The organism is Acinetobacter sp. KB005, assembly GCF_049949095.1.
Taxonomy (GTDB): domain Bacteria; phylum Pseudomonadota; class Gammaproteobacteria; order Pseudomonadales; family Moraxellaceae; genus Acinetobacter; species Acinetobacter calcoaceticus.
In genome coordinates this window covers 86,715-109,214 of record NZ_CP188191.1, presented here as the reverse complement: position 1 = coordinate 109,214, position 22,500 = coordinate 86,715, and the positions used below count along the sequence as shown (strand labels likewise).

The 22,500-nt window shown below is 37.6% G+C and carries 22 protein-coding genes and 1 tRNA gene; 14 read left to right on the top strand and 9 right to left on the bottom strand.

Features of this window, described 5'->3' with window-relative positions; all coding sequences use genetic code 11:
* Positions 1-24: 24 nt before the first annotated feature.
* Positions 25-1,017: a fatty acid desaturase family protein gene (locus tag ACPF64_RS00535; protein ID WP_426455139.1), complete on the bottom strand. Its 993-nt coding sequence runs from the start codon at positions 1,015-1,017 to the stop codon at positions 25-27.
* A gap of 105 nt (positions 1,018-1,122) precedes the next feature.
* Entirely contained in the window at positions 1,123-1,923 is an 801-nt protein-coding gene (locus ACPF64_RS00530) for a PaaX family transcriptional regulator C-terminal domain-containing protein (RefSeq protein ID WP_426455137.1), read from the bottom strand.
* Positions 1,924-2,277: 354 nt separating this feature from the next.
* Here ACPF64_RS00530 and ACPF64_RS00525 point away from each other — a divergent pair, with 354 nt between their 5' ends.
* From ACPF64_RS00525 to hchA, 4 genes are all read left to right on the top strand, one after another.
* Positions 2,278-3,096 (top strand): undecaprenyl-diphosphate phosphatase, encoded by an 819-nt coding sequence (locus tag ACPF64_RS00525; RefSeq protein ID WP_005036395.1) that lies wholly within the window; start codon positions 2,278-2,280, stop codon positions 3,094-3,096.
* Positions 3,097-3,251: 155 nt separating this feature from the next.
* On the top strand, positions 3,252-4,148 hold the full coding sequence (locus ACPF64_RS00520) for an AraC family transcriptional regulator (protein WP_426455134.1): 897 nt from the start codon (positions 3,252-3,254) through the stop codon (positions 4,146-4,148).
* A gap of 46 nt (positions 4,149-4,194) precedes the next feature.
* On the top strand, positions 4,195-5,193 hold the full coding sequence (locus ACPF64_RS00515; RefSeq protein ID WP_426455132.1) for an NAD(P)H-quinone oxidoreductase: 999 nt from the start codon (positions 4,195-4,197) through the stop codon (positions 5,191-5,193).
* Positions 5,194-5,401: 208 nt separating this feature from the next.
* The gene (gene hchA, locus ACPF64_RS00510) at positions 5,402-6,277 is read left to right on the top strand and encodes a glyoxalase III HchA (RefSeq protein ID WP_426455130.1); all 876 of its coding nucleotides are present in this window, start codon (positions 5,402-5,404) and stop codon (positions 6,275-6,277) included.
* Positions 6,278-6,302: 25 nt separating this feature from the next.
* Here the strand turns inward: hchA and ACPF64_RS00505 are convergent.
* Positions 6,303-6,375 (bottom strand) — tRNA-Arg (locus ACPF64_RS00505).
* Positions 6,376-6,687: 312 nt separating this feature from the next.
* On the opposite strand from ACPF64_RS00505, the gene ACPF64_RS00500 reads away from it, so the two are divergent.
* Entirely contained in the window at positions 6,688-6,942 is a 255-nt protein-coding gene (locus tag ACPF64_RS00500; RefSeq protein ID WP_426455128.1) for a TIGR03643 family protein, read from the top strand.
* Positions 6,943-7,044: 102 nt separating this feature from the next.
* Here the strand turns inward: ACPF64_RS00500 and ACPF64_RS00495 are convergent, their stop codons facing one another.
* Positions 7,045-8,424, bottom strand: coding sequence for an amino acid permease (locus ACPF64_RS00495; RefSeq protein ID WP_426455126.1), 1,380 nt, complete (start codon positions 8,422-8,424; stop codon positions 7,045-7,047).
* A gap of 378 nt (positions 8,425-8,802) precedes the next feature.
* Between ACPF64_RS00495 and prpF the strand changes: the two genes are divergently transcribed.
* The 3 genes from prpF to ACPF64_RS00480 all read left to right on the top strand — a co-directional run bounded on the left by prpF (position 8,803) and on the right by ACPF64_RS00480 (position 11,488).
* Positions 8,803-9,990, top strand: coding sequence for a 2-methylaconitate cis-trans isomerase PrpF (gene prpF, locus ACPF64_RS00490; protein ID WP_426455124.1), 1,188 nt, complete (start codon positions 8,803-8,805; stop codon positions 9,988-9,990).
* Positions 9,991-10,149: 159 nt separating this feature from the next.
* On the top strand, positions 10,150-11,061 hold the full coding sequence (locus tag ACPF64_RS00485) for a polyprenyl synthetase family protein (protein ID WP_231764666.1): 912 nt from the start codon (positions 10,150-10,152) through the stop codon (positions 11,059-11,061).
* 58 nt (positions 11,062-11,119) lie between these two features.
* The gene (locus ACPF64_RS00480; RefSeq protein ID WP_056483301.1) at positions 11,120-11,488 is read left to right on the top strand and encodes an MmcQ/YjbR family DNA-binding protein; all 369 of its coding nucleotides are present in this window, start codon (positions 11,120-11,122) and stop codon (positions 11,486-11,488) included.
* A gap of 63 nt (positions 11,489-11,551) precedes the next feature.
* Here the strand turns inward: ACPF64_RS00480 and ACPF64_RS00475 are convergent, their stop codons facing one another.
* The 4 genes from ACPF64_RS00475 to ACPF64_RS00460 form a co-directional block, all read right to left on the bottom strand.
* Positions 11,552-12,406: an SPFH domain-containing protein gene (locus ACPF64_RS00475; protein WP_005036413.1), complete on the bottom strand. Its 855-nt coding sequence runs from the start codon at positions 12,404-12,406 to the stop codon at positions 11,552-11,554.
* Positions 12,407-12,434: 28 nt separating this feature from the next.
* Positions 12,435-12,896 carry an NfeD family protein gene (locus tag ACPF64_RS00470; protein WP_004789340.1) on the bottom strand — a complete coding sequence of 154 codons (462 nt, stop codon included), beginning with the start codon at positions 12,894-12,896 and terminating at the stop codon, positions 12,435-12,437.
* Between the two features lie 104 nt (positions 12,897-13,000).
* Positions 13,001-13,918, bottom strand: a complete 918-nt coding sequence (locus tag ACPF64_RS00465) for a patatin-like phospholipase family protein (RefSeq protein ID WP_205468595.1) — start codon at positions 13,916-13,918, stop codon at positions 13,001-13,003.
* A 66-nt stretch (positions 13,919-13,984) separates the two neighbouring features.
* Positions 13,985-14,611, bottom strand: coding sequence for a lysophospholipid acyltransferase family protein (locus tag ACPF64_RS00460; RefSeq protein ID WP_426455120.1), 627 nt, complete (start codon positions 14,609-14,611; stop codon positions 13,985-13,987).
* 128 nt (positions 14,612-14,739) lie between these two features.
* On the opposite strand from ACPF64_RS00460, the gene ACPF64_RS00455 reads away from it, so the two are divergent.
* From ACPF64_RS00455 to ACPF64_RS00430, 6 genes are all read left to right on the top strand, one after another.
* Entirely contained in the window at positions 14,740-15,999 is a 1,260-nt protein-coding gene (locus tag ACPF64_RS00455; RefSeq protein ID WP_426455118.1) for an MFS transporter, read from the top strand.
* A gap of 73 nt (positions 16,000-16,072) precedes the next feature.
* Positions 16,073-16,264, top strand: coding sequence for a hypothetical protein (locus tag ACPF64_RS00450; protein ID WP_045435295.1), 192 nt, complete (start codon positions 16,073-16,075; stop codon positions 16,262-16,264).
* Positions 16,265-16,536: 272 nt separating this feature from the next.
* Positions 16,537-17,904, top strand: coding sequence for a DcaP family trimeric outer membrane transporter (locus tag ACPF64_RS00445; protein WP_426455116.1), 1,368 nt, complete (start codon positions 16,537-16,539; stop codon positions 17,902-17,904).
* Positions 17,905-18,085: 181 nt separating this feature from the next.
* A complete protein-coding gene (locus ACPF64_RS00440; RefSeq protein ID WP_426455114.1) occupies positions 18,086-19,735 on the top strand; it encodes a phosphoethanolamine transferase in 1,650 nt (549 codons plus the stop codon).
* A gap of 14 nt (positions 19,736-19,749) precedes the next feature.
* Positions 19,750-20,424, top strand: a complete 675-nt coding sequence (locus ACPF64_RS00435; protein ID WP_002116411.1) for a DNA-binding response regulator PmrA — start codon at positions 19,750-19,752, stop codon at positions 20,422-20,424.
* Positions 20,425-20,448: 24 nt separating this feature from the next.
* Positions 20,449-21,783, top strand: coding sequence for an ATP-binding protein (locus ACPF64_RS00430; RefSeq protein ID WP_426455112.1), 1,335 nt, complete (start codon positions 20,449-20,451; stop codon positions 21,781-21,783).
* Between the two features lies 1 nt (position 21,784).
* Here ACPF64_RS00430 and ACPF64_RS00425 read toward each other — a convergent pair whose 3' ends face one another.
* Positions 21,785-22,480: a phosphatase PAP2 family protein gene (locus tag ACPF64_RS00425; RefSeq protein WP_347019576.1), complete on the bottom strand. Its 696-nt coding sequence runs from the start codon at positions 22,478-22,480 to the stop codon at positions 21,785-21,787.
* Between the last annotated feature and the right edge of the window lie 20 nt (positions 22,481-22,500).

Sequence of the window (22,500 nt, the reverse complement as noted above, 5' to 3'; positions counted from 1 at the left end):
ACCTCTAAATCTGATTCGAAAGCTTTAAGCCGTTCGTTCTGGCTTAGATGAGAGTGATTCAATCACTTCAAAATAGCTAGGTGGTGTCGGGACATGTCCTCGTTCCCTTAATAGACGATGCATGCGTGGCAGTTTGAAGTAGGGTACCGAAGCCATTAAGTGGTGTTCCATGTGGTAATTGACATGAATAGGGGCCACAAAGCTTCTAGCAATCCAACCTGCACGTGTTGTACGGGTATTGGTTAAAGCGGTATTGCTCGTTTGCATTCCTGCATGTTCGGCCATTGAGCGAATTCTTAAAAATAATGGAAATGGAGTTAAATAAGCTAAAGGCCATAACCAATAAAACCGTTGTTGACCAAAAGCTTTTAAAACCGCATAGAGTGCTACATTGGTTGCAATGGCTCCACTACTGTTTTTTATAATACTTTTGGCATAGTCAACGAGATCTTTATTACTTCGGTCTAGCCAGACTTGATCATTTGCAACCGTCCATTTCATTAAATCGAGATCCATTAACACTCGACCAAAGCTAAACTTTAATCCAGTCATACCTGTTAAGTCGCGTAAGAATTTACGGGTAAGAGATTTTTTGCTTACGGGAAAATCCGACACTAACGAAAGATCAGGGTCATCTGGAGTGGAGGTTTTTGCATGATGGCGAACGTGATGTTGACGGTATTTGTGTAGATCATTCCAGATTGGGCGGGCGCATAGCCATTCGCCTACAAAGTCATTTATTTTTTTATTTTTGAACAAGCTTTTATGGGATGCATCATGCATCAGAATTGCTAGGCATAACTGGCGACCAGCCAATATAGCTAAAGCTAGCATACAAGCAAGTAACTTGCCCCAGCTCGGTAAGTAATCCCACATCATGATTAAGCTAGTAAATGTTCCGCCAATAACGGCCCACGTACTTACAACAGCCCAAGCGCCGTAAGCATCTGAAGGCTCCGTGAGTTCTTGTATTTCTTCTCTGCTAAATAGATCGGTAACACTCACCTGTGTATTCATTTTTATTCTCCCAAATCCGATTTTGGTATTCATCTTTTATATTACCAATATAATCATAAAATTTTAAAAGTTGTAATATTTGTTTGTAAAAAAATAAATCGTTCTTTAATGTGTTAATTCATTTTCATAAAGTTTTTGCCACAGCTTTTGTCCAATCGAGTCTAGCTGTTGTACATTTTGAGCAAACTGATTGCGGGCATGTTCATTAACAAAAGGAGAGGGCAGCAAAGGATCATTCATTAATAAAGTAATGGTTTCCCGTCCTAGTAACAATGCTTGAGCGGCAGCGTCATTGAGCGGTAATTTTTCATATTTTAAAAGCCACTGCTGAATATCTTGGCTATAGTTTTTGTAGTTTAATTCGAGTTGTCTGGTATCCCATAAAGAAGCAATCAACTGAAGGCTTTTTGAATCAAACTGTTGAATAACACAAATTTTGGCTTCAATTTCAAGGCCTGCTAAAACAAGTTCTTCACATGTTTTTTCGAAACTATAGGCCAAATTGTCAGGTCGAATATAAATACCGGTTTCGAGTTCTTTAAAGCCAAATTGACGTAATGCTCGTTCTCTCTTTTTTAAAGCGGTGCGATCTATGCGACCTAACGTACCTGTAAATACTGCAAGATAATGCTGTTGCCATTCTTTGGTTTGTTTAATGCCATTTTTGCGGTTCAAAATGATTTTTGCCCATTCTTTGGTTGATGGCGAAAGTTGATAAATACCGCGCTCGACACTTTCTATCATGCCTTCATTTAATAACCGAGTTGTAGCAACACGAATTCCATTTTCACTCATATTAAAGAGTTTGGCGGCAATTAATATCTGTTTGATGGTGAGTTGAGGATAGGCTGAGGAAAGAAACAAATCGATAATAAGATGGCGTGCATTAATTTTAGTATTTTTCATTCAGATAGAATTTTTGATATGAGCTGCATTTAATCACAATAATATCATGTTTTTTTAAGAGCTTTTTAAGATGATTTTGTAGAGTAAGAAGCGGCAAAAAAGTTTTATCTATAACAAGAGAAATTTTGGCAGTTCTTTACCAAGTTTTATCTTTTTACGATAGTTAACCTAAGTTTGTCATCATGATGTGATACATTATCGCACTTTAAATAAACTGCCTTTAACTAGGGGCAATAACCACAAACGTTAGAAATGATCTGATATTGAACATGTGTTAAGTCAAATTTTAGGCTTACCAATTGCGATAAAACAAATTTTAGATCTTTCTAATGATTAACTTTCTTTGAGCAAGTTATGGAAAATTTTGAAGTTATAAAAGCACTGTTTCTAGGTTTTGTTGAAGGCTTAACTGAGTTTTTACCCATCTCGAGTACAGGCCATCTGATTTTATTTGGTCATATTATCGATTTCCATTCAGACGGTGGACGTGTATTTGAGGTCGTAATCCAGTTAGGTGCTATTTTGGCAGTGTGCTGGTTATACCGACAAAAAATTATTAATTTGATTAAAGGTTTTTTTAGTGGAGATGTCGAGTCTCGTCATTTCGCCATTAGTGTACTTATTGCATTTTTCCCTGCAGTCATTATTGGTGTTTTGGCCGTCGACTTTATTAAAAGTGTTTTGTTCAGCCCAATTGTCGTTGCTATTGCATTGATTGTTGGTGCTCTCATTATTTTCTGGGTTGAATCTAAGCAGTTTGAACATAAGACAGACGATGCGACCAAAATTACTTTTAAACAAGCACTTTTAGTCGGGCTTGCTCAATGTGTTGCCATGATTCCGGGGACTTCACGTTCAGGTGCAACGATTGTAGGAGGAATGTTTGCGGGCTTATCGCGTAAGGCTGCTACAGAATTCTCTTTCTTCCTTGCAATGCCAACTATGTTGGGTGCAGCAACTTTTGACTTGATTAAAAATGCAGACGTACTTACCGCTGATAATATGATTAATATTGGAGTGGGCTTCGTTGCAGCCTTTATTGCCGCTTTATTTGTTGTAAAAGCATTAGTGCTATTTGTAGAGCGCCATACGTTACGTGTATTTGCATGGTATCGAATTGTATTGGGTGTAATTATTCTGATTGCAGCAATGTTCTTTAATTTATCGGCTTAAAATCTGATGAAGTGAAAAGCCTAGAATATTCTAGGCTTTTTTATGCCTAAAAATTGATTTGAATTGCCTATTTATACAAAGTAAACCGAAGACACATGTTTTCATTTTAGGTTCATTGTTATATTGATTATTAGATTACCTCTCGCAATAAAACTATGCCGCAAAATCATCTCTCGGAAAATTTGGTCGACGCATTTTTACATTTGGCTCCAGCAGAAGGTCTTTATCCTACTTTTATCTCCAACATCACCTTGATGCGTGTTGATCACTCCACATCACCTGTTGCAGTGTTGCAAGAACCTTCAATTGTTTTAGTCATACAGGGAGTAAAGCGAGGGTATATCGGCAAAGATATTTTTCAATTTCGTCAGGGGCAGTGCTTATTCATTTCAATTGCTATTCCCTTTGATTGCGATACAGTAGTTGAAAATAATGAACCAATGTTGGCTATTGCAATAAAATTTGAATCTCAAATGATGGTTGATTTAGTAACTAAACTTGATAAAGAACAACAAGTAGTTACCGAAGACTCTCAGTCAGGCGATTTAAAATTGAGCTGCGGGCTTAGAGTGATTGATATGAACGCGACTATTTCGGAAGTTGCTCTACGATTGCTTAATTTACTTCGCTCTAAACAAGATACTTTTATCTTAGGTGAACAAGTAAAAAGAGAATTGGTTTATCGTGTATTGCAGGCTTCTGGAGGAGAGTTCATAAAAAATTTATCTGCCATGGCAAGTCGAAACGGCGTGATTTATACAATCTGTGAAATTATTCAGCGTGATTATTATCGTAATTTAACGGTTCAAGAGCTGGCGAAACAAGCGGGAATGAGCATATCGCTTTTTCACCAAACTTTTAAAAAAGTGACAAATTATTCTCCTTTACAGTACATCAAAATTACTCGACTGCATAAAGCACGTGAGTTGATCATGAACAACAAAATGGGGGTAGCAGAAGCAGCCTATGAAGTTGGTTATGTCAGTGCCTCACAATTTAGTCGAGAATTTAAACGACTGTTTGGAATTCCACCTAAGTCTTCGATTATTTAACTTAGATTAGTATTTTTAAAATATAAATCAAACATGGAGCATATAAATGGCCCTTCCAACCACTATGAAAATTATTGAAATTACCGCTCCAGGTGGACCTGAGGTTCTAAAAGTCCAAGAGGCTAATATTCCAGTACTTCAAACAGATGAAGTCTTGATTGAAGTAAAGGCTGCGGGAATTAACCGCCCTGACGTGTTGCAGCGTATGGGGCTATATCCGATGCCTAAAGGTGTTACTCAAATACCTGGACTAGAAGTTGCTGGAGTGGTGGTTGCGGTAGGTGACCAAGTGCAACAGTTCAAAGCCGGAGATAAAGTTTGTGCTTTAACAAACGGTGGTGGCTATGCAGAGTACTGTGCAGTTGCTGCGACACAAGTATTACCAATACCTGAAAATTTATCGTTTACTCAAGCCGCTGCTATTCCAGAAACGTTCTTCACAGTTTGGGCCAATCTGTTTGATATTGGTCGTTTAAAGGCAAATGAAACAGCATTGATTCACGGAGGGGCGAGTGGCATTGGTACCACTGCTTTAGCCATTTGCAATGCTTTAGGGATTAAAACTTTTGCTACGGTTGGAAGCGAAGATAAAGTTGAGGCACTCTCTGATTTGACCACGGCAATTAACTATAAAACCCAAGATTTTGAGCAAGAAATTTTGAAACACACCCAAGACCAAGGTGTTGATGTTATTTTGGATATTGTGGGTGGCTCTTATTTCCAGAAAAATTTAAATCTATTAAAACGTGATGGTCGACTTGTCATTATTGGTTTTATGGGGGGTCGAATCGCAAAAGAATTTGATTTACAAAAATTGATTTTAAAGCGTGCCACGATTACGGGTTCAACGATGCGAGCGCGTACTAGCGAAGAAAAAGCACAAATTGCCCAATCTTTGCATAAGCATGTGTGGCCATTACTGGCAGAAGGTAAGTGTTTACCTCAAATCTATAAAACATATGCTTTTTCAGATGTACAAAGTGCTCATGAATGTATGGAGCAGGGTGATCACATCGGAAAGATCGTTTTAGAAATGAATGCGTAAAGCTGTAACCACTAAAGTTTAGGTGAACGATAGGTTCACCTAAACTGAATTTTATAATTTAAAGCTCTGCCTATTTCTCTATAAAAATTGCCAAATTCTATTGGTAGATTGCACCAGTTCTATGACTTCACCTATAAATTGAGTAAGAAATAAGAATTGGCTCTTAATTTATTATTTCTTTCCATACTGATGAAAAAGGATAGTAACAATGAATACCGCAAATATTGATGATAAAAATCCTACTCCAGATTTGGCTGAAGATAATGCCTTTTTCCCATCACCTTATTCACTGAGTCAATATACTGCTCCAAAAACAGATTACGATGGAACTACATACTCAACGCCGTATACGGGCAGTAAAAAAATCTTAGTGATTGCAACCGATGAGCGTTATATTCAAATGCAAAACGGTAAGTTTTTTTCTACTGGGAATCATCCTGTTGAAATGCTTTTACCGATGTTTCATTTAGATAATGCTGGCTTTGAAATTGATGTTGCGACACTTTCAGGTAATCCTGTCAAGCTTGAAATGTGGGCGATGCCAAAGCAAGAACAAGTCGTATTAGATACCTTTCAGAAATATGCAGACAAGTTAAAGAATCCTCTGAAACTCGCAGATATTTTAGAAAATGTAGTGGGGGAAAACTCACCTTATGCAGCTGTCTTTATTCCGGGTGGGCATGGTGTATTAGCTAAGATTCCACATAGCCTTGACGTAAAAAAAGTCCTTAAATGGGCAGTTGAACAAGATAAATTTATTATTACCTTATGTCATGGACCTGCTGCGTTATTGGCTGCGGCTGTAGACGAAGCGCCTGAAAACTATATTTTCAAAGGTTATCAAATTTGTGTATTCCCTGATGCTTTAGATGCAGGGGCGAATATCGATATTGGCTATATGCCGGGCGCGTTACCTTGGTTAGTTGGTGAAAACCTTGAAAAACTTGGTGTGGAAATTTTAAATAAGGGTATTACAGGACAATGTCATAGAGACCGTAAATTGTTAACAGGCGATAGCCCACTTGCTTCTAATAATTTAGGTAAACTTGCAGCTGAAACGTTGCTGGCTGAAATAAAAGATTAAGTACACTGCTTTGTTGAAAAATATGTGCGCCCTGCGGGACTCGAACCCACGTCGGTCGCTTAGGAGGCAACTGCTCTATCCAGTTAAGCTAAGGGCGCATAATTTTATGATTATAAACGAAAAAGCTATTGCTAAGGCAATGGCTTTTTCATGTTTTAAGTATTAAAACTTTAACCATAGAGGGTAATAAAGATAAAGTTGAACCACTCCATGGTTTCATAACCACTTATCCCTTGTAGAAAAAACAGTTTATAACGCTAAAAAATCACAAAAAATTCATGTTGATCTTTCTATGATCTGAAGCAAAAGATGAAAAGATTCAAGCAAGCAATCGGGTAGATAGCGTTATTACCAGAGAGTTGTTTGTTAAAAATCAGATTTTGCTACCGTATAATTCAAAAGGGCATAACATGAAAAAAATTGCTGAACAGGACTTATCTAGAATTATTGAAATGGCATGGGAAGATCGGACTCCATTTGAAGCAATTGAGCGCGAGTATGGCTTAAGTGAAAGTGAAGTTATTCGTTTGATGAGATACAACCTGAAAACCAATAGTTTTAAACTCTGGCGCAAACGTATGGCAGGGCGTAAAACTAAACATCAGCAATTACGTTCACCAGAAATTGAACGAGCTTACTGTTCGCGTCAGTATCAATATGCATAACTTCTAATTTTATTATCGATGAAACTTTAATTTTTTACAGCGCATAATTTTATGATTATAAACAAAAAAGCCACTGTCTAGACAATGGCTTTTTATATTTATTTATTCTTCAGATTTCTGAACAGAATTTAGGTTTTTAGGATTTAAATAGTCAAAAAGTACGAGCATTGCCGTAATCCAAATAGGGATCATCATTACTGACTCTTTGAAGCCTTGAGTCCACATAATATAGAGAACCACAGCAATAAAGGCTAAAACTAAGTAATTACTAAAAGGTGACCATAACGCTGGAAAAGATGTCTTAATATTCGCATGCTTAACAAAACGTCTATACTTCAAATGTGTAATTGATATCATTGCCCAGTTTAGAACAAGTGCACCAACAACAACGTACATGAGATGTCCAAGAGCATCTTCAGGTACAAAGTAATTTAAAAGAACACAACCAAAGATTAATAAAGCAGAAAGCAGAACAGCGGGAATAGGAACCCCTTGTTTATTGGTTTTCGCAAAAACTTTTGGCGCATTCCCTTGTTGAGCGAGACTGTAAAGCATACGACTATTTGCAAACATCCCACTGTTATAAACAGATAGAGCAGCAGTTAAAATAATAAAGTTCAGTAAGTGTGCAGCCCAACCAATTCCCATTTGGCTAAAAATCATAACAAATGGACTTTTGTCGAGACCGCCAAGATCTAATTGGTTCCATGGCACTAATGAAAGTAAGATTGCCAGTGAACCGATATAGAAAATCAAGATACGGAAAACGACTTGGTTAATTGCTTTTGGAATAGTTTTTTTCGGATCTTTTGCTTCTGCTGCGGCCATACCAATCAGTTCAATACCACCAAAGGCGAACATCAAGAAAGCCAACATATAGAAGAGGCCGCTAAAGCCATTTGGAAAAAATCCACCATGAGACCAAAGGTTACTAAATGAAATGCTTGAACCTACATCTGCTGTAAATAGCAAATAAAGTCCAAAAACAATCATTGAGATGACCGCAGCAACTTTAATAATAGCGAGCCAGAATTCGGACTCCCCATAAAATTTGACGTTGGTTAAGTTAATTGCCGTAATCACGACAAAGAAAAATAAGACAGAAGTCCACGCTGGAATATGAGGCCACCAATAATTAATATATTTGGCTACCGCGGTGAGTTCACTCATCGCAACCAGAACATAGAGTATCCAATAGTTCCATCCGGTTAAAAATCCGGGAAATTTCCCCCAATATTTATACGCAAAATGGCTGAACGATCCTGCAACAGGTTCTTCAACAATCATTTCTCCCAAGTGACGCATAATCAAAAACGCGATTAAGCCGCCAATGGCATATCCTAAAATAATGGATGGTCCCGCAGATTGAATCACTTGCGCCGAGCCTAAAAATAATCCAGTACCAATTGCTCCACCCATAGCAATTAATTGGATGTGTCGATTTTTTAGTCCTCGTTGCAGTGTAGAAGATTCGTTGGTCAAAGGTCTTCACTCACAATGAATAAGTAAATTATTCTAATAGATGGAGTTATTTTAGCCTAGCCTACAAATTAATAACGAGTGACTGAAAAGTACTCTTAAAAAATATTTAAAATCAATCATTTGTATTTAATATTCTGATATCGAGTGAAAAGTGTTCTAAAAAATATAATTTCATATAGACTTTTTTTCTTAGATTTTGCTTAGATTAAGTCATTGCAAGCATATTGCTAAATTCTCAAAATATGCTCGCGTCAATACGATTGATGTATAAAGCAGATCGCTATCTCTTGGCCTTAAAACAATTTAAGATGCAGAGAAGGGTAAACAAGAATGCTTGTTTTGATATAGAAGAACATAAGAGTAAGGATAACAGTTGATATGAGCTCAGTACCGCAAATTAAAATTCCAGCAACTTATATGCGTGGTGGAACCAGTAAAGGTGTCTTTTTTAAGCTTGATGATTTGCCAGAAAAAGCCCAAGTTGCAGGACAAGCAAGAGATCAACTCTTACTACGAGTTATTGGTAGCCCAGACCCTTATGGAAAACAAATTGATGGAATGGGAGGAGCCACTTCGAGTACGAGTAAAACAGTTATTCTCGCTAAAAGTTCTCAGCCAGAGCATGATGTAGATTATTTATTTGGTCAGGTTTCAATTGATCAGGCTTTTGTAGACTGGAGTGGTAACTGCGGTAATTTAACTGCTGCGGTTGGCTCTTTTACTATTTCAAATGGTTTGGTTGATGAAGACCGTATTCCTGAAAATGGCCTATGCACGGTTCGAATTTGGCAAAAAAATATTCAAAAAACTATTATTGCCCATGTGCCTATCACCAATGGTCAAGTTCAAGAAACTGGTGATTTTGAACTTGATGGGGTGACATTTCCTGCCGCTGAAGTTCAAATTGAGTTTTTAGATCCAGCCGATGATGGTGAAGAAGGCGGGGATATGTTCCCGACAGGAAACGTGGTTGACGAATTAGACGTTCCTGATATTGGTCGTTTCCAAGCGACATTTATTAACGCTGGTATTCCAACCATTTTCTTAAATGCAGAAGATTTAGGTTACCAAGGCACTGAATTACAAGATCATATCAATAGTGATGCGGCAGCACTGGCACGTTTTGAAAAAATTCGCGCATATGGCGCAGTACAGATGGGTTTAATTAAAGATATTTCAGAAGCAGCTGCGCGTCAGCACACACCAAAAATTGCTTTTGTTTCTAAACCAAAAAACTATAGAGCATCGAGTGGTAAGCCTGTTTTAGAGAGTGATGTTGATTTACTGGTACGTGCTTTGTCGATGGGTAAATTGCACCATGCCATGATGGGAACAGCAGCAGTTGCAATTGGCACTGCTGCTGCCATTCCGGGTACATTGGTGAATTTAGCGGCTGGTGGTGGTGAACGTGAAGCAGTACGTTTTGGGCATCCATCTGGAACATTACGTGTTGGCGCTCAAGCTGAACTTGTTAATGACCAATGGGCGGTTAAAAAAGCCATTATGAGTCGTAGTGCACGTGTGTTAATGGAAGGTTGGGTGCGTGTTCCGGGTGACAGTTTCTAAACTTTATCTAAATAAAAAGCCTCTCAATGTGTAGAGGCTTTTTTACGGCTGCCTTTAAAAACTCCGCACCCACTTTTCACAGTGAATCGTGTATGATGTAGCGCATGAATGCTTCATTACATTCAATAAAATTTCTCTACTGATTTTATCGAGGCGACTGTGTCATCACTCTCTCAAGTTAATGCGGATGTTTTAAAACAAGCTCAACAACGTATTCAACAAGATTTATTGACGACATTGGCCGCGTTCTCAATTCCAGAGCCTTTAAAAAGTGCAGTACACCATGCAGTTATGCTTGGTGGAAAACGTGTGCGTCCGGCTTTATGTTATGCCACTGCTTCTTTACAGCCAAATCCAAATTTTGCGGCCGCTCGTCGTGCTGCGGTTGCAGTCGAACTCATTCATTGTTACTCACTAGCGCACGATGATTTGCCTTGTATGGATAATGATTTACTGCGTCGTGGTCAGCCGACTTGTCATGTTGCGTTTGGTGAAGATACTGCTTTGCTTGCAGGCGACATTTTACAATCGATGGCTTTTGAGGTTTTAGGTAGTCGTTTGTTTGATGAACAAGGGCAGGGTACTGATGCTACGATTGTATTAAAACAAATGCAGATTTTAGCAACTGCCAGCTCTAAAATGGTCTCTGGACAAGTTTTAGATTTACAAGCTGAAGGCAAGCAAATTGCTCAAGACGAACTAGAAAATATCCATCGTAATAAAACTGGTGCGCTCATTCAGGCCGCAATTATGATGGGTGCAGTCACTATCTTTTCCGGAACGGATCAAGCAATTCCAAAATTGCGCCAATATGGGCAGACGATCGGATTAGCTTTTCAAGTGTTAGATGATATTCTCGATATTACGTCGAGTACCGAAGCTTTGGGTAAAACTGCTGGTAAGGATGAGCAAGTGCAAAAATCGACATACCCAGCGTTAATGGGTCTTGAACAAGCACAGATCTATGCAAAAGAATTGCACGATCAAGCTTTTGAAGCCTTAGCTCATTTTGGTGATAATGCAAAAGAATTAGTTGATATCTCACAATTTCTTTTAGCGCGTACGAACTAATAATATTAAATCAATATTCATAACTTCTATTCATGCGAAATGAATAAAGGAGAAAAAAATGAATGGTGAACAACTCCATCAAAAAGCAATTGAAATTGCGCGTAATCTTCCCTTTAGTCAACAGACTCATCCTTTTGGTCCAGACTATGAAGTTTTTAAAATTTTAGAGAAAATGTTCATGCTGACGGCGGAAGTCGCAGGCGTCAAAATGATTAATGTGAAGTGTGATCCGTATAAGAGTCAGGAATATCAGGAGCTTTATTCATTTATTATTCCGGGTTATCACATGAATAAAAAACACTGGATTTCGATTACACCGCATAAGAACTTAACAAGTGATTTACTGCAAGATTTAATTCATGATTCTTATGATTTAGTCGTAAAGAAATTACCTTTGAAAGATCAGAAAAGATTAAAAAACCAATAATATAAAAAACGGCGACATGATAGTCACCGCCTTGATTTTAATTACTTATTTGAAGTAATTGAATTAATTATGCTTTCCCATAATACCGCGAATTGTATTTAAAACATCGGCAGGTAAAACCACAGTTTTAGCATTATTTGATTTCGCCATATCCTGCATTGCTTTTACATATTGTTCACCCAAAAGGTAAGCAACCGGAATCTCTTTATCGCCAACTGCACTGGTCACCATTTCAATTGCACGTTGAGAAGCTTCAGCTAACACGACTTGTGCTTCTGCATCACGGCGAGAAGCTTCTAAACGACCTTCTGCACTTAAAATAGCAGCCTGTTTTTCACCATCGGCTTTAGTAACAGCAGCACGACGTTGACGTTCTGCGGCAGCTTGCTCTTCCATGGCAGCTTGCATGGTATGAGACGGTTGAATGTCCTGAATTTCGACTGTTTTTAAGGTAATGCCCCAATCTGAAATATCGTCAGAAATAGCAGCTTTTAACTTAGCCTTAATGTGATCTCGTGAAGATAATGCATCATCTAGATCCATTTCACCGACAATAGAACGTAATGAGGTTTGTACAAGGTTTTGAATTGCCCATGTATAGTTTTCAATACCGTAAACTGCTTTTTCTGGTGTGGTTAAATTAATATAGGCTACTGCATTCATGAGCAATACGGCATTGTCACGTGTAATCACTTCTTGCGATGGAATATCTAGCACAATATCTTTCGTGGTAATTTTATAAGCCACTTCATCGATATAGGGAATCACAAAATTAAGTCCCGGATTAAGGGTCGTGTGATATTTACCTAAACGTTGGACAATCCATTTGTAGCCCTGAGGAACAATACGAACCCCTTTAAAAATGGTAACACCTACAAAAGCCAAAAAGGCTAAAACAATAATAGTACCGACTGGCATGAAAATACCCTCTCTTTATCTTTAATGTTTATGAAGTACCATGGGTTTGAACAATTAAGTCGTTACCCGAAATGTCAATAACTCTGACACGATCGCCCACTTTAACAGGAGTGGTGCTCCGACAATTCCACTCATCGGCCCCTAAAATAGGCATTGGAAAGCGAACAATAATTTGATCATGGTCTAGACCAGTTTGAATAACCATTCCAATTTGACCAATAGTTGCTTCACGGGGGAGGCCCGCTTTCGTTTTATCAATTGATAAGGGTTTAATAAACTTGAACCAAAGGATGGTGCATAGCACTGATAATATTATCCACAATACAATTTGCGTTGTGAGGCTAATATCTGGAAATAACCAATAGAGAATGCACACCATAATGGCGGCAATACCAAACCAGAGTGCGGCAAAGGCAGGTAGAATCAGTTCAGAAAGAATAAGTAAGATACCCAATACAAACCAGTGCCAAGGTTGTACAACAAACTCCATAAATCTGCTCTTTTATATATCTTTATGATGGGTAAAAGTGACTAATATCACTTTTACCACTGTAGCAGATGATAGGAAATGTGGATAGAAAAAAACCACTTCAATTAGAATTTAGAGCGTGGCGCGGGCTTAAATGCTGCTGGAGATTTTTTGAAGTTTGCAATTGCACCTTCAATTTGACGCATTTGAGCTTGAGCAGCTTTTTCACCTTCCAAAATTGCTTCATTACTGGATTTCAAGTCTAGTGTACCTAAATGACCAACTTTAGGTTTAATTACCACATTTGCTTGCTTGAGTTCTTCATTAATACTTTGTTGGCCCATGATATTAATCGTCTGATCAAGTAATCCCCACATATTGGCTGGGCGGTTACCTACTGGACGCGCGGAAATATCAACTGCAATCACAATATCTGCACCCATATCACGAGCTGTTTTTACAGGAATTGGGCTGACTAGGCCACCATCTACGTATTTTTGATTGCCGATTGTGGCAGGCACGAACACATTTGGAATACTGCAAGAGGCACGTACAGCTTGACCAGCATTACCTTTAATAAAATCTGCCTTTTGACCATTATCAAGACGAGTTGCCACAGCCGCAAAGCGGATTGGGAACTTCTCAATTGGTTTATTACCAACATTACGGTTAACGTAGTCTTGTAACTTTTGTCCGAGAATAATGCCTTGACGATTAAGGGTTAAATCACGGATATCAGACTCTTGTAATTTCAGGGCCAGACTTTGCAATTGATAAGGTGTTTGCCCACTCGCGTAGATACTTCCAACAAAGCTACCAGCGCTGGTACCCGTTACAATTTTAGGTTTAATTCCATGAGACTCTAAAACCTTGATCACACCAATATGTGAAAATCCTTTTGCTCCACCGCCACCTAAAGCAAGCGCAATGACAGGTTCACGGGCTTTAATTGAGGTAGTCGGCGTTGGTGTTTTGCTAAATTTATCACAGCCAAAGAGTGCTAGAGAGATAAATCCAATACTGGCAAATTGAGCAATTTTCATCTTTAAAAATAATCTATGTCGAGATAAATTAAGAAGGGCCATAAGACCAGATTCGCTCAATTTTTGCTAGGTTTTTTTCACTAGATTTTGTAAAGGTTCGGCCAGCCAATTACGATTTTTGGGTGAAATTTTTCCTTCATAGCGGTCAAAAATCTTTTGTAGATCTTCATCATAGTTTCCACTTGGGTCTAAGTGGCCTAAGCAGTGAATCGTTTTATGGTCATAATCAAAAGAAAACATCACAATTGGAATATTGGCTTTTGCGGCAATATGGTAAAAACCACTTTTCATTTTTTTTGCTTTTTTACGTGTGCCTTCAGGTGCCATCCCAATCCAGATCTTGTCATATTTTTGAATCGTGGCGACGACTTGTTCAGTTAGTCGATTGGCTGTGTCACGTTTAACTGGAATAACACCAGCCCAATCTAACGCCCGTTTAAAAGGTGGTTTAAAAAGAGCATCTTTACCCAAAACCGTAATTTGGATACCTAATCCGAAAATAGCAAGAAAACCATACCACCCATCAATGTTAGACGTATGAGGTGAAATAATCGCAACTGCTTTTGGATAATTAGGAATTTCGCCTTCAATTGTCCAACCTTGCACTAAAAAAAGTTTTTTAAATAGTGCTCGGCTTAACGCAGTGCCGCGTTGAGGTACCAAATGAGGTAAATTAGGGAAATGTTGATCCATATTTTTTTAAATTTTAACTTGTCCTTGTTTAATCTTAATCTTTTGAAATATATGCTTCATTGGCAAAATGTAAGAACAACATGACATTTGATGTTATTCCTCATTAAAGAAATAAAAAGTAGGTATATATGTTTCGGCAGCAAAATCTTTATCTTCTGCTATTTTCCTTATATTGGGCACAAGGGCTACCAGTGGGTTTTATGACCCATGCTTTACCTGTTATTTTAAGGGCACAAGGTGTATCACTCGCTCATATTGGTGGTTTTGGCCTATTAATGCTGCCTTGGTCAATTAAGATCTTTTGGGCGCCGTGGGTTGATCGACATGCACTTTCCCATTTGGGACACTATCGTAGCTGGATTTTACCTACCCAACTTTTAACTGTGTGTGTACTTTGCATTTTGTCTTTTTTCCCCATTCAAGCTTTAGATCAGCCTATTTATTTATTTGCCTTTTTTATTTCGCTTCTTTTAATGAACTTAACAGGAGCAACACAAGATATTGCAACCGATGCTTTGGCGGTTAATTTGTTACAGCATGACCAGCAACATTGGGGAAATACATTTCAGGTGATTGGTTCCCGACTCGGTTTTATTGTGGGGGGAGGCGCCGTACTCTGGTGTTTAGACTGGTTGACATGGCAACCCACTTTTTTGTTATTAGCGGCTTTGGTGTTTTTAAATACGTTACCCGTTTTATTATTTAAAGAACCTAAACACAATTCTCATTCAAATAATGAATCTCAACTTAACCAACAAAACTTAGTCATAAAGATTAAAGCCTACTTGAGTTATTTCTCTCAAAATAAAGAGCTTCGTTCTTGGTTAGTTGTACTTATTACTTTTAAAGTAGCAGATGGTTTAGCTGGACCATTACTTAAACCTTTAATGGTTGATATGGGACTAAGTTTTACTCAAATTGGCGTTTATATCACGATGCTCGGTGCTGTAGCGGCACTGGCAGGGGCGGCAATTGCAGGTTGGCTGCTTAAATACTTTTCTAGACCTACGGCCCTAATTGTTTTTTCCGTATTTAAAATTATGAGCTTAGCGGCTTATACCTATTTAGCTTATGTGTATGAGCAGAAAATTCAACTCAATGTCTGGGGAGTTTATGCCGTAAATGCTTTAGAAGATGCATTCTCTGCAATGTTGTTGGTGGTTATGTTGACCTTAGTCATGCACTACAGTCGAAAAGAATATGCGGGTACAGATTTTACCTTTCAGGTTTCAGTCATGGCGACTGTGAGTGGGGGGCTTTATAGTTTGAGTGGTGTGTTTGGAGATGCCTTCGGTTATTTCCATTATTTGATAGCTATTGTCATTATTAGCACTGTTACTTTGCTCCCTATTTCCCTCTGGAAACATGCAAAACTACAAGAAAAATAATGTTAACTAAATGAAATAAAGAAGTTTAATATCGATTAAGGAATGATCTAGTTATTATCTACTACCTTTGTCTATGTTTTTAAAAATGTATGTTTTTAGCTATTTAAATGCTCTATTAATTGTGCCATCTTGTTTGGGTAGCAAATGGAAGCTAACTGGAGTAAAAATGGATTTCGTTAACAAGAAAAATCATGTGAATCAATCAAAATGGGTAGAAAAATGTTCAAGTAGATTGGATATTAGCCTAAAGTCTAAAAAAGAATAATGAAATAACGATTTAATCATTCTATAAGATAAGAGAGTTGTGTAGGATTCGTTACAACATGAAGTTAAGGTAAAAATCTGTAAGTCAAAGTATATTTTTTATGTCTTTGGTTATTGGTTTTGGTCTTGCATAACGTTGAAATTGGTTTTGGTTGCGGTAATAAAATTAATGTAACCAAAGTGGAGGAGAGTTGATTTTTTAGCCCCCTAATTTAATGGCGTAAATCAACTTGGCATGGATAGGCAACATAAAATATATTTTTGGAGTTTTTGATGGATCTATTCCTTAATCGTAAATCTTTCGTTGTTAAAAGTTTAGCTCTTACAGTTACAGCTTTAATGATGAGTGGGGCACATGCTGCGACTTCCGACAAAGCGGAAATTCAACAGCTTCGTAAAGAAGTTGAAGCTTTAAAAGCTTTAATTCAACAACAAAGCCAAGTGCAACAACAGCAGCAGCAAGTACAGCAACAACAGCAAGTACAGTTAGCTGAAGTTAAGGCACAACCAGTTGCTGCACCAGTTTCGCCGTTAGCAGGATTTAAATCTAAAGCTGGCGCTGATGTTAACCTATATGGTTTTGTTCGTGGCGACGCTAACTATATTATTGAAGGTGCGGATAACGACTTTGGTAAGGTTGCTGATTCAAAAGGTGAAGCGACTGATAAAATTCGTGCGACTGCTAAAACTACACGCCTTGGTTTAGATTTTACTGCTCCAGTAAATGATGCCAAAGTTGGTGGTAAACTCGAAGTCGACTTTGCTGGTTCAACAACAGATTCAAATGGCTCATTGCGTGTTCGTCATGCGTATGTAACATATAACAACTGGTTGTTTGGTCAAACAACTTCGAACTTCTTGTCTAATCATGCGCCAGAAATGATCGACTTCTCGACTAACATTGGTGGTGGTACAACGCGTGTTCCGCAAGTACGTTATAACTATAAACTTGGCCCAACAACTCAATTGTTTGTATCGGCTGAAGAAGGTGATAGCACTGGACTAACCACGACTGCAAAGAAAGATGCTAATGGTAATGTTGTCAAAGACTCAAATGGTAATACCGTATTTGTAGATACAGATGACAGCATCAAATATAGTTTACCAGTCTTGACTGCTAAATTAACTCAGGGTTATGCAGATGGAAAAGGTTCTGCTTCAGCTCGTGTTTTAGTTGAAAATTATAAGTCAAAAGATGCTCATGATAACCAAACAGGTTGGGGTGTTGGTGTTGGTACCGATTTTAAAGTATCTGATCCTTTAAAACTCTTTGCTGATGCATCTTATGTGGTAGGTAACAGCAACTACTTATATGGCAGTAACAAAGCTTATAAAGTTGTGAATGGCGATATTGAACAAAATGAATTTGTAGCAGTACAAGTAGGTGGAACTTATAAAATTTTACCTAACTTACGTTCGACTTTAGCTTACGGTGCTCAGTTCTCTGATGATGGTACTGACTACGCTAAAGCAAATACATCTGCTAATGAAAAAGTTCAACAAGCATGGCTTAACGTGATTTATACACCAGTTAAACCAATTGATTTAGGCGTTGAATACGTTAACGGTAAGCGTGATACCTTTGATGGTAAGTCTTTCAAAGATAACCGTGTTGGTTTAATGGCTAAATATAGTTTCTAAGAACAATATTTAGTTAAAAATTAAAAAAGAAGGGGTTAAATCTAACCTCTTCTTTTTTTTATAAAAAAAATTAAAATAAGTGTTTTTTAAAAGTATCTGTCTTAGATCATTTTTTATTTAAGTCATTTTTAAGTTTCAATTTCTACAGTAAAGCATCATAAAAAGATTGTAGTTCCCCAAGATGCTGAATTTTTTTTCTATATTAAAAAATAAACAGATTTCACTGTTTATGTTTAATTTCATTATAGCCATTTGGTTAGGTGCAATTCTAAATATTGGTTTTTATAACAAAGTACATCTTTTAACTCCATATTTTGGAGTAAAGGCTATTCTATTTTTAGCTGCTACAGTGGTTATTGTTGTTGCTGCTTATTATGCGCTCTTGCAAATTTTAAATTGGAAATGGACTGCCAAATTTTTTGCAATTTTGCTGGTCTTCATTGGTGGTTTTAGCTCTTATTTTGTTAATACGTTAGGTGTCATCATCTCGCCTGATCAGATTCAAAATATGATCCAAACAGATGTATCTGAAGTTTCTGATTTAGTTTCATTACGCTTTGGACTTTGGACAGTTTTCTTTGTAGTTTTACCTATTATTTTAATTACTCAAGTAAAGCTTAAAAAAGAAAAAGTCTCTCATTTATTGTTGAAAAAAGTCGGCTCAATTGTCGCTTCTTTTGCAATTGTCGGTATTTTACTATTTACTTATTATGTCGATTTTGCTGCGATTTTTCGTGAACATCGTGATTTAAAAGGCATGATTTCTCCTCAAAATAGTATTTCTTCTTTAATGTCTTATTATCATAAGAAAGCACCTAAGAAGAACTTACCATTAATACATTACGGTGAAGATGCTCATCAAGTTCAGGCAGTACAAAAGAACCTGCCTAAATTAATGGTGTTGGTTGTCGGAGAGACAGCTCGTGCGGAAAGTTTTTCACTCAATGGTTATGCAAAAAATACAAATCCAGAACTTTCTAAACAAGATATTTTGAATTTTTCTCAAGTTAGCTCATGTGGTACAGCAACTGCTGTTTCAGTTCCATGCATGTTCTCTGGCATGCCACGTGTTGACTATGATGAGCAATTAGCAAGTCATCGTGAAGGTCTATTGGACATTGCAAAGCGTGCGGGTTACCAAGTGACTTGGATTGATAATAATTCTGGTTGTAAAGGTGCTTGTGATCGTGTTGAGCAATATCAAATATCAGAAAAGTTAAAGCAAAAATGGTGTAAAGATGGTGAATGCTATGATGATATTTTAATTGATAGCTTAAATGAGTATTTAGCCACTATTCCTAAAGAAGACACACGTCCACGTTTAATTGTTTTACATCAAGTCGGAAGTCATGGCCCTGCTTATTACAAGCGTGCACCTGCGGCATATCAACCCTTCAAACCGACTTGTGATACTAATGCGATACAGGGCTGCTCTCGAACAGAGTTATTAAATAGTTATGATGACACGATTGTGTATACAGATCATGTGTTAAGTCAGATGATTAATAAACTAAAAGAATTATCGAAATATCAAACAGGTTTATGGTATTTATCTGATCATGGTGAATCAACTGGTGAACATGGTTTATATTTACATGGTTCACCGTATGCAATCGCACCGAGTCAACAAACACATGTACCAATGATTATGTGGTTTTCTGATAGCTGGAAACAACACAACCTTGCACAAGTGAGTTGTTTAGGCCAACAAACTAAAGAAAAGGTAAGTCAGGATAATTTATTCCCAAGCTTATTAAGTTTGTTAGATGTAAAAACTCAGGTCATCAACCCTCAACTGGATATGCTGCACTCTTGTGCCCATGTGAATTAAAGCGAGCCTAGAACATGACAAAAATCTTGATGATTGAAGATGATTTTATGATTGCAGAGTCAACAATAACGTTGCTGCAATATCATCAATTTGAGGTGGAGTGGGTCAATAATGGCTTGGATGGTCTGGCTCAGTTGGCTAAAAATAAATTCGATTTAATTCTTTTGGACTTGGGACTGCCTATGATGGATGGCATGCAGGTCTTAAAGCAAATTCGCCAGAGAGCTGCAACTCCAGTTTTAATCATTTCGGCACGAGACCAGTTACAAAACCGCGTGGATGGATTAAACCACGGTGCAGATGATTACTTAATCAAACCATACGAATTTGATGAGTTACTTGCTCGTATACATGCGCTATTGCGTCGTAGTGGGGTGGAAGCTCAGCTTGCGAATCATGAGCAACTATTACAAAGTGGTGATCTGGTTTTAAACGTTGAACAACATATTGCAACCTTTAAAGGGCAACGGATCGATTTGTCGAATCGTGAATGGGCGATTCTTATTCCTTTAATGAGCCACCCAAATAAAATCTTTTCTAAAGCAAATCTTGAAGATAAGTTATATGATTTCGATAGTGATGTGACCAGTAATACAATTGAAGTATATGTGCATCACTTGAGAGCTAAACTCGGGAAAGACTTTATTCGAACTATTCGAGGGTTGGGTTACCGTTTAGGGCAATCGTAACTTAAATTTTGGAACTTCATAATAGTGCATTACTCATTAAAGAAACGACTGATTTGGGGCACCTCAATTTTCAGTGTCATCTTAGGTTGTATATTAATTTTTAGTGCTTATAAGGTTGCACTTCAAGAAGTTGATGAAATTTTAGATACTCAAATGCGTTATTTAGCAGAACGAACAGCTGAATATCCATTGAAAACCGTAAGTAGTAAGTTCGATTTTCACAAAACTTATCATGAAGAAGATCTATTTGTAGACATTTGGGCTTATAAAGATCAGGCCCATTTATCTCATCATTTACATCTGTTAGTTCCACCTGTCGCACAAGCTGGTTTTTATTCGCATAAAACTAGCCAAGGCGTAGTGAGAACTTACGTTTTGCCTTTAAAAGATTATCAGATTCAGGTAAGCCAACAAGAGCGAGTTCGTGAAGCTTTTGCTTGGGAGCTTGCTGGAAGTATGTTCATTCCCTATCTAATTATTTTGCCATTTGCGATTTTTGCTTTAGCCGCGATTATTCGCCGGGGTCTAAAGCCCATAGATGACTTTAAAAATGAACTTACTCATCGAGATTCGGAAGAATTAACGCCAATTGAAGCTTTAGACTATCCTCAAGAATTATTGCCGACTATTGATGAAATGAACCGTCTGTTTGAACGTATATCTAAGGCTCAAATGGAACAAAAACAGTTTATTGCAGATGCTGCTCATGAATTACGAACTCCTGTTACAGCCTTAAATTTACAAACTAAAATTCTAATTAGTCAGCTTCCTGAGCATGAGTCTTTGCAAAATCTGAGTAAAGGATTAGCACGTATTCAGCATTTGGTCACACAGCTTTTGGCTTTGGCTAAGCAAGATGTTTCTTTAAGTGTGATTGAACCGACCAAAACTTTTCAACTCAATGATGTCGCTTTAAATTGTGTTGAACAGCTTGTTAATTTAGCTATGCAAAAAGATATTGACCTAGGATTTGTACGTAACGAACCGATTGAAATGCATAGTATTGAGCCAACAGTTCACTCAATTATTTTTAACTTAATTGATAATGCAATCAAATATACGCCTCATGAAGGAATGATAAATATTTCAGTCTTTACTGCTATAGATGGCGATGCATGTATACAAATTGAAGATAGCGGTGCAGGTATTGACCCTGAACATTATGATAAAGTTTTAAAACGTTTTTATCGGGTACATCATCACCTTGAAGTGGGCAGTGGCTTAGGTCTATCAATTGTTGACCGAGCGACTCAGCGTTTAGGTGGAACTTTGACACTAGATCGAAGCTTAGAGCTTGGCGGGCTTTCTGTTCTGGTTAAACTACCTAAAACTCTACATAGTCATGAAACAAGAGCTTGATTTATACAAGTTCTTGTTTGATTCGTTTTTCAAATTCAAAGCGGTGAATACAAATCCTGTAAAATAAGATATTTACTGCCCAAACTACCCAACCTGTCCATAAATTGTGGCTCAGGAAATGCGCGCCACGCATCATTTGTCCCCAACCCATCAAAAAGCCTAAGATGATGCCAGCGATAAGGTAAAAATAGGCACGTTTAGGTTGCTCAAGACGATAAACAAAATAGCCTGTCATTAAAATAAAGCCTGCGCTTGCATGACCACCTGGAAAGCAATGACCATGTGTAGAGGTAAAGTCCCAAACATAACTTAAAGCAGTCGGATGAACCATATTCCAAGGGCAGGCGTGAGCAGATTGTGATTTTAATAAGCCAACTATACCGCTACCAATCATGCTCACAAAAAACATATAGCCATATTGCCAGCGGTAAAGCTTCAATTTTTCTACTTTGAATGACGCAATCCATAGACCTAAAAAGATGACATAAACGGTGGTGATGATTTGTTTTACGATTTCATGGTTAAGCCGTACAAGATACCAATTGTCCCGATTAAAAAAATGACCTGTTGAATCCATCCAAGGGTGGATGAAATACATATCAATTTTCCCACCCACTGGAAATATAAATAAAAGTATAAAAAAACTAAGGGCTAGAAAAATAAGCTGAAGTTGAAAAAATTGTTTTTGTTGGTTCATTGCGATGCAAAATCAATTTG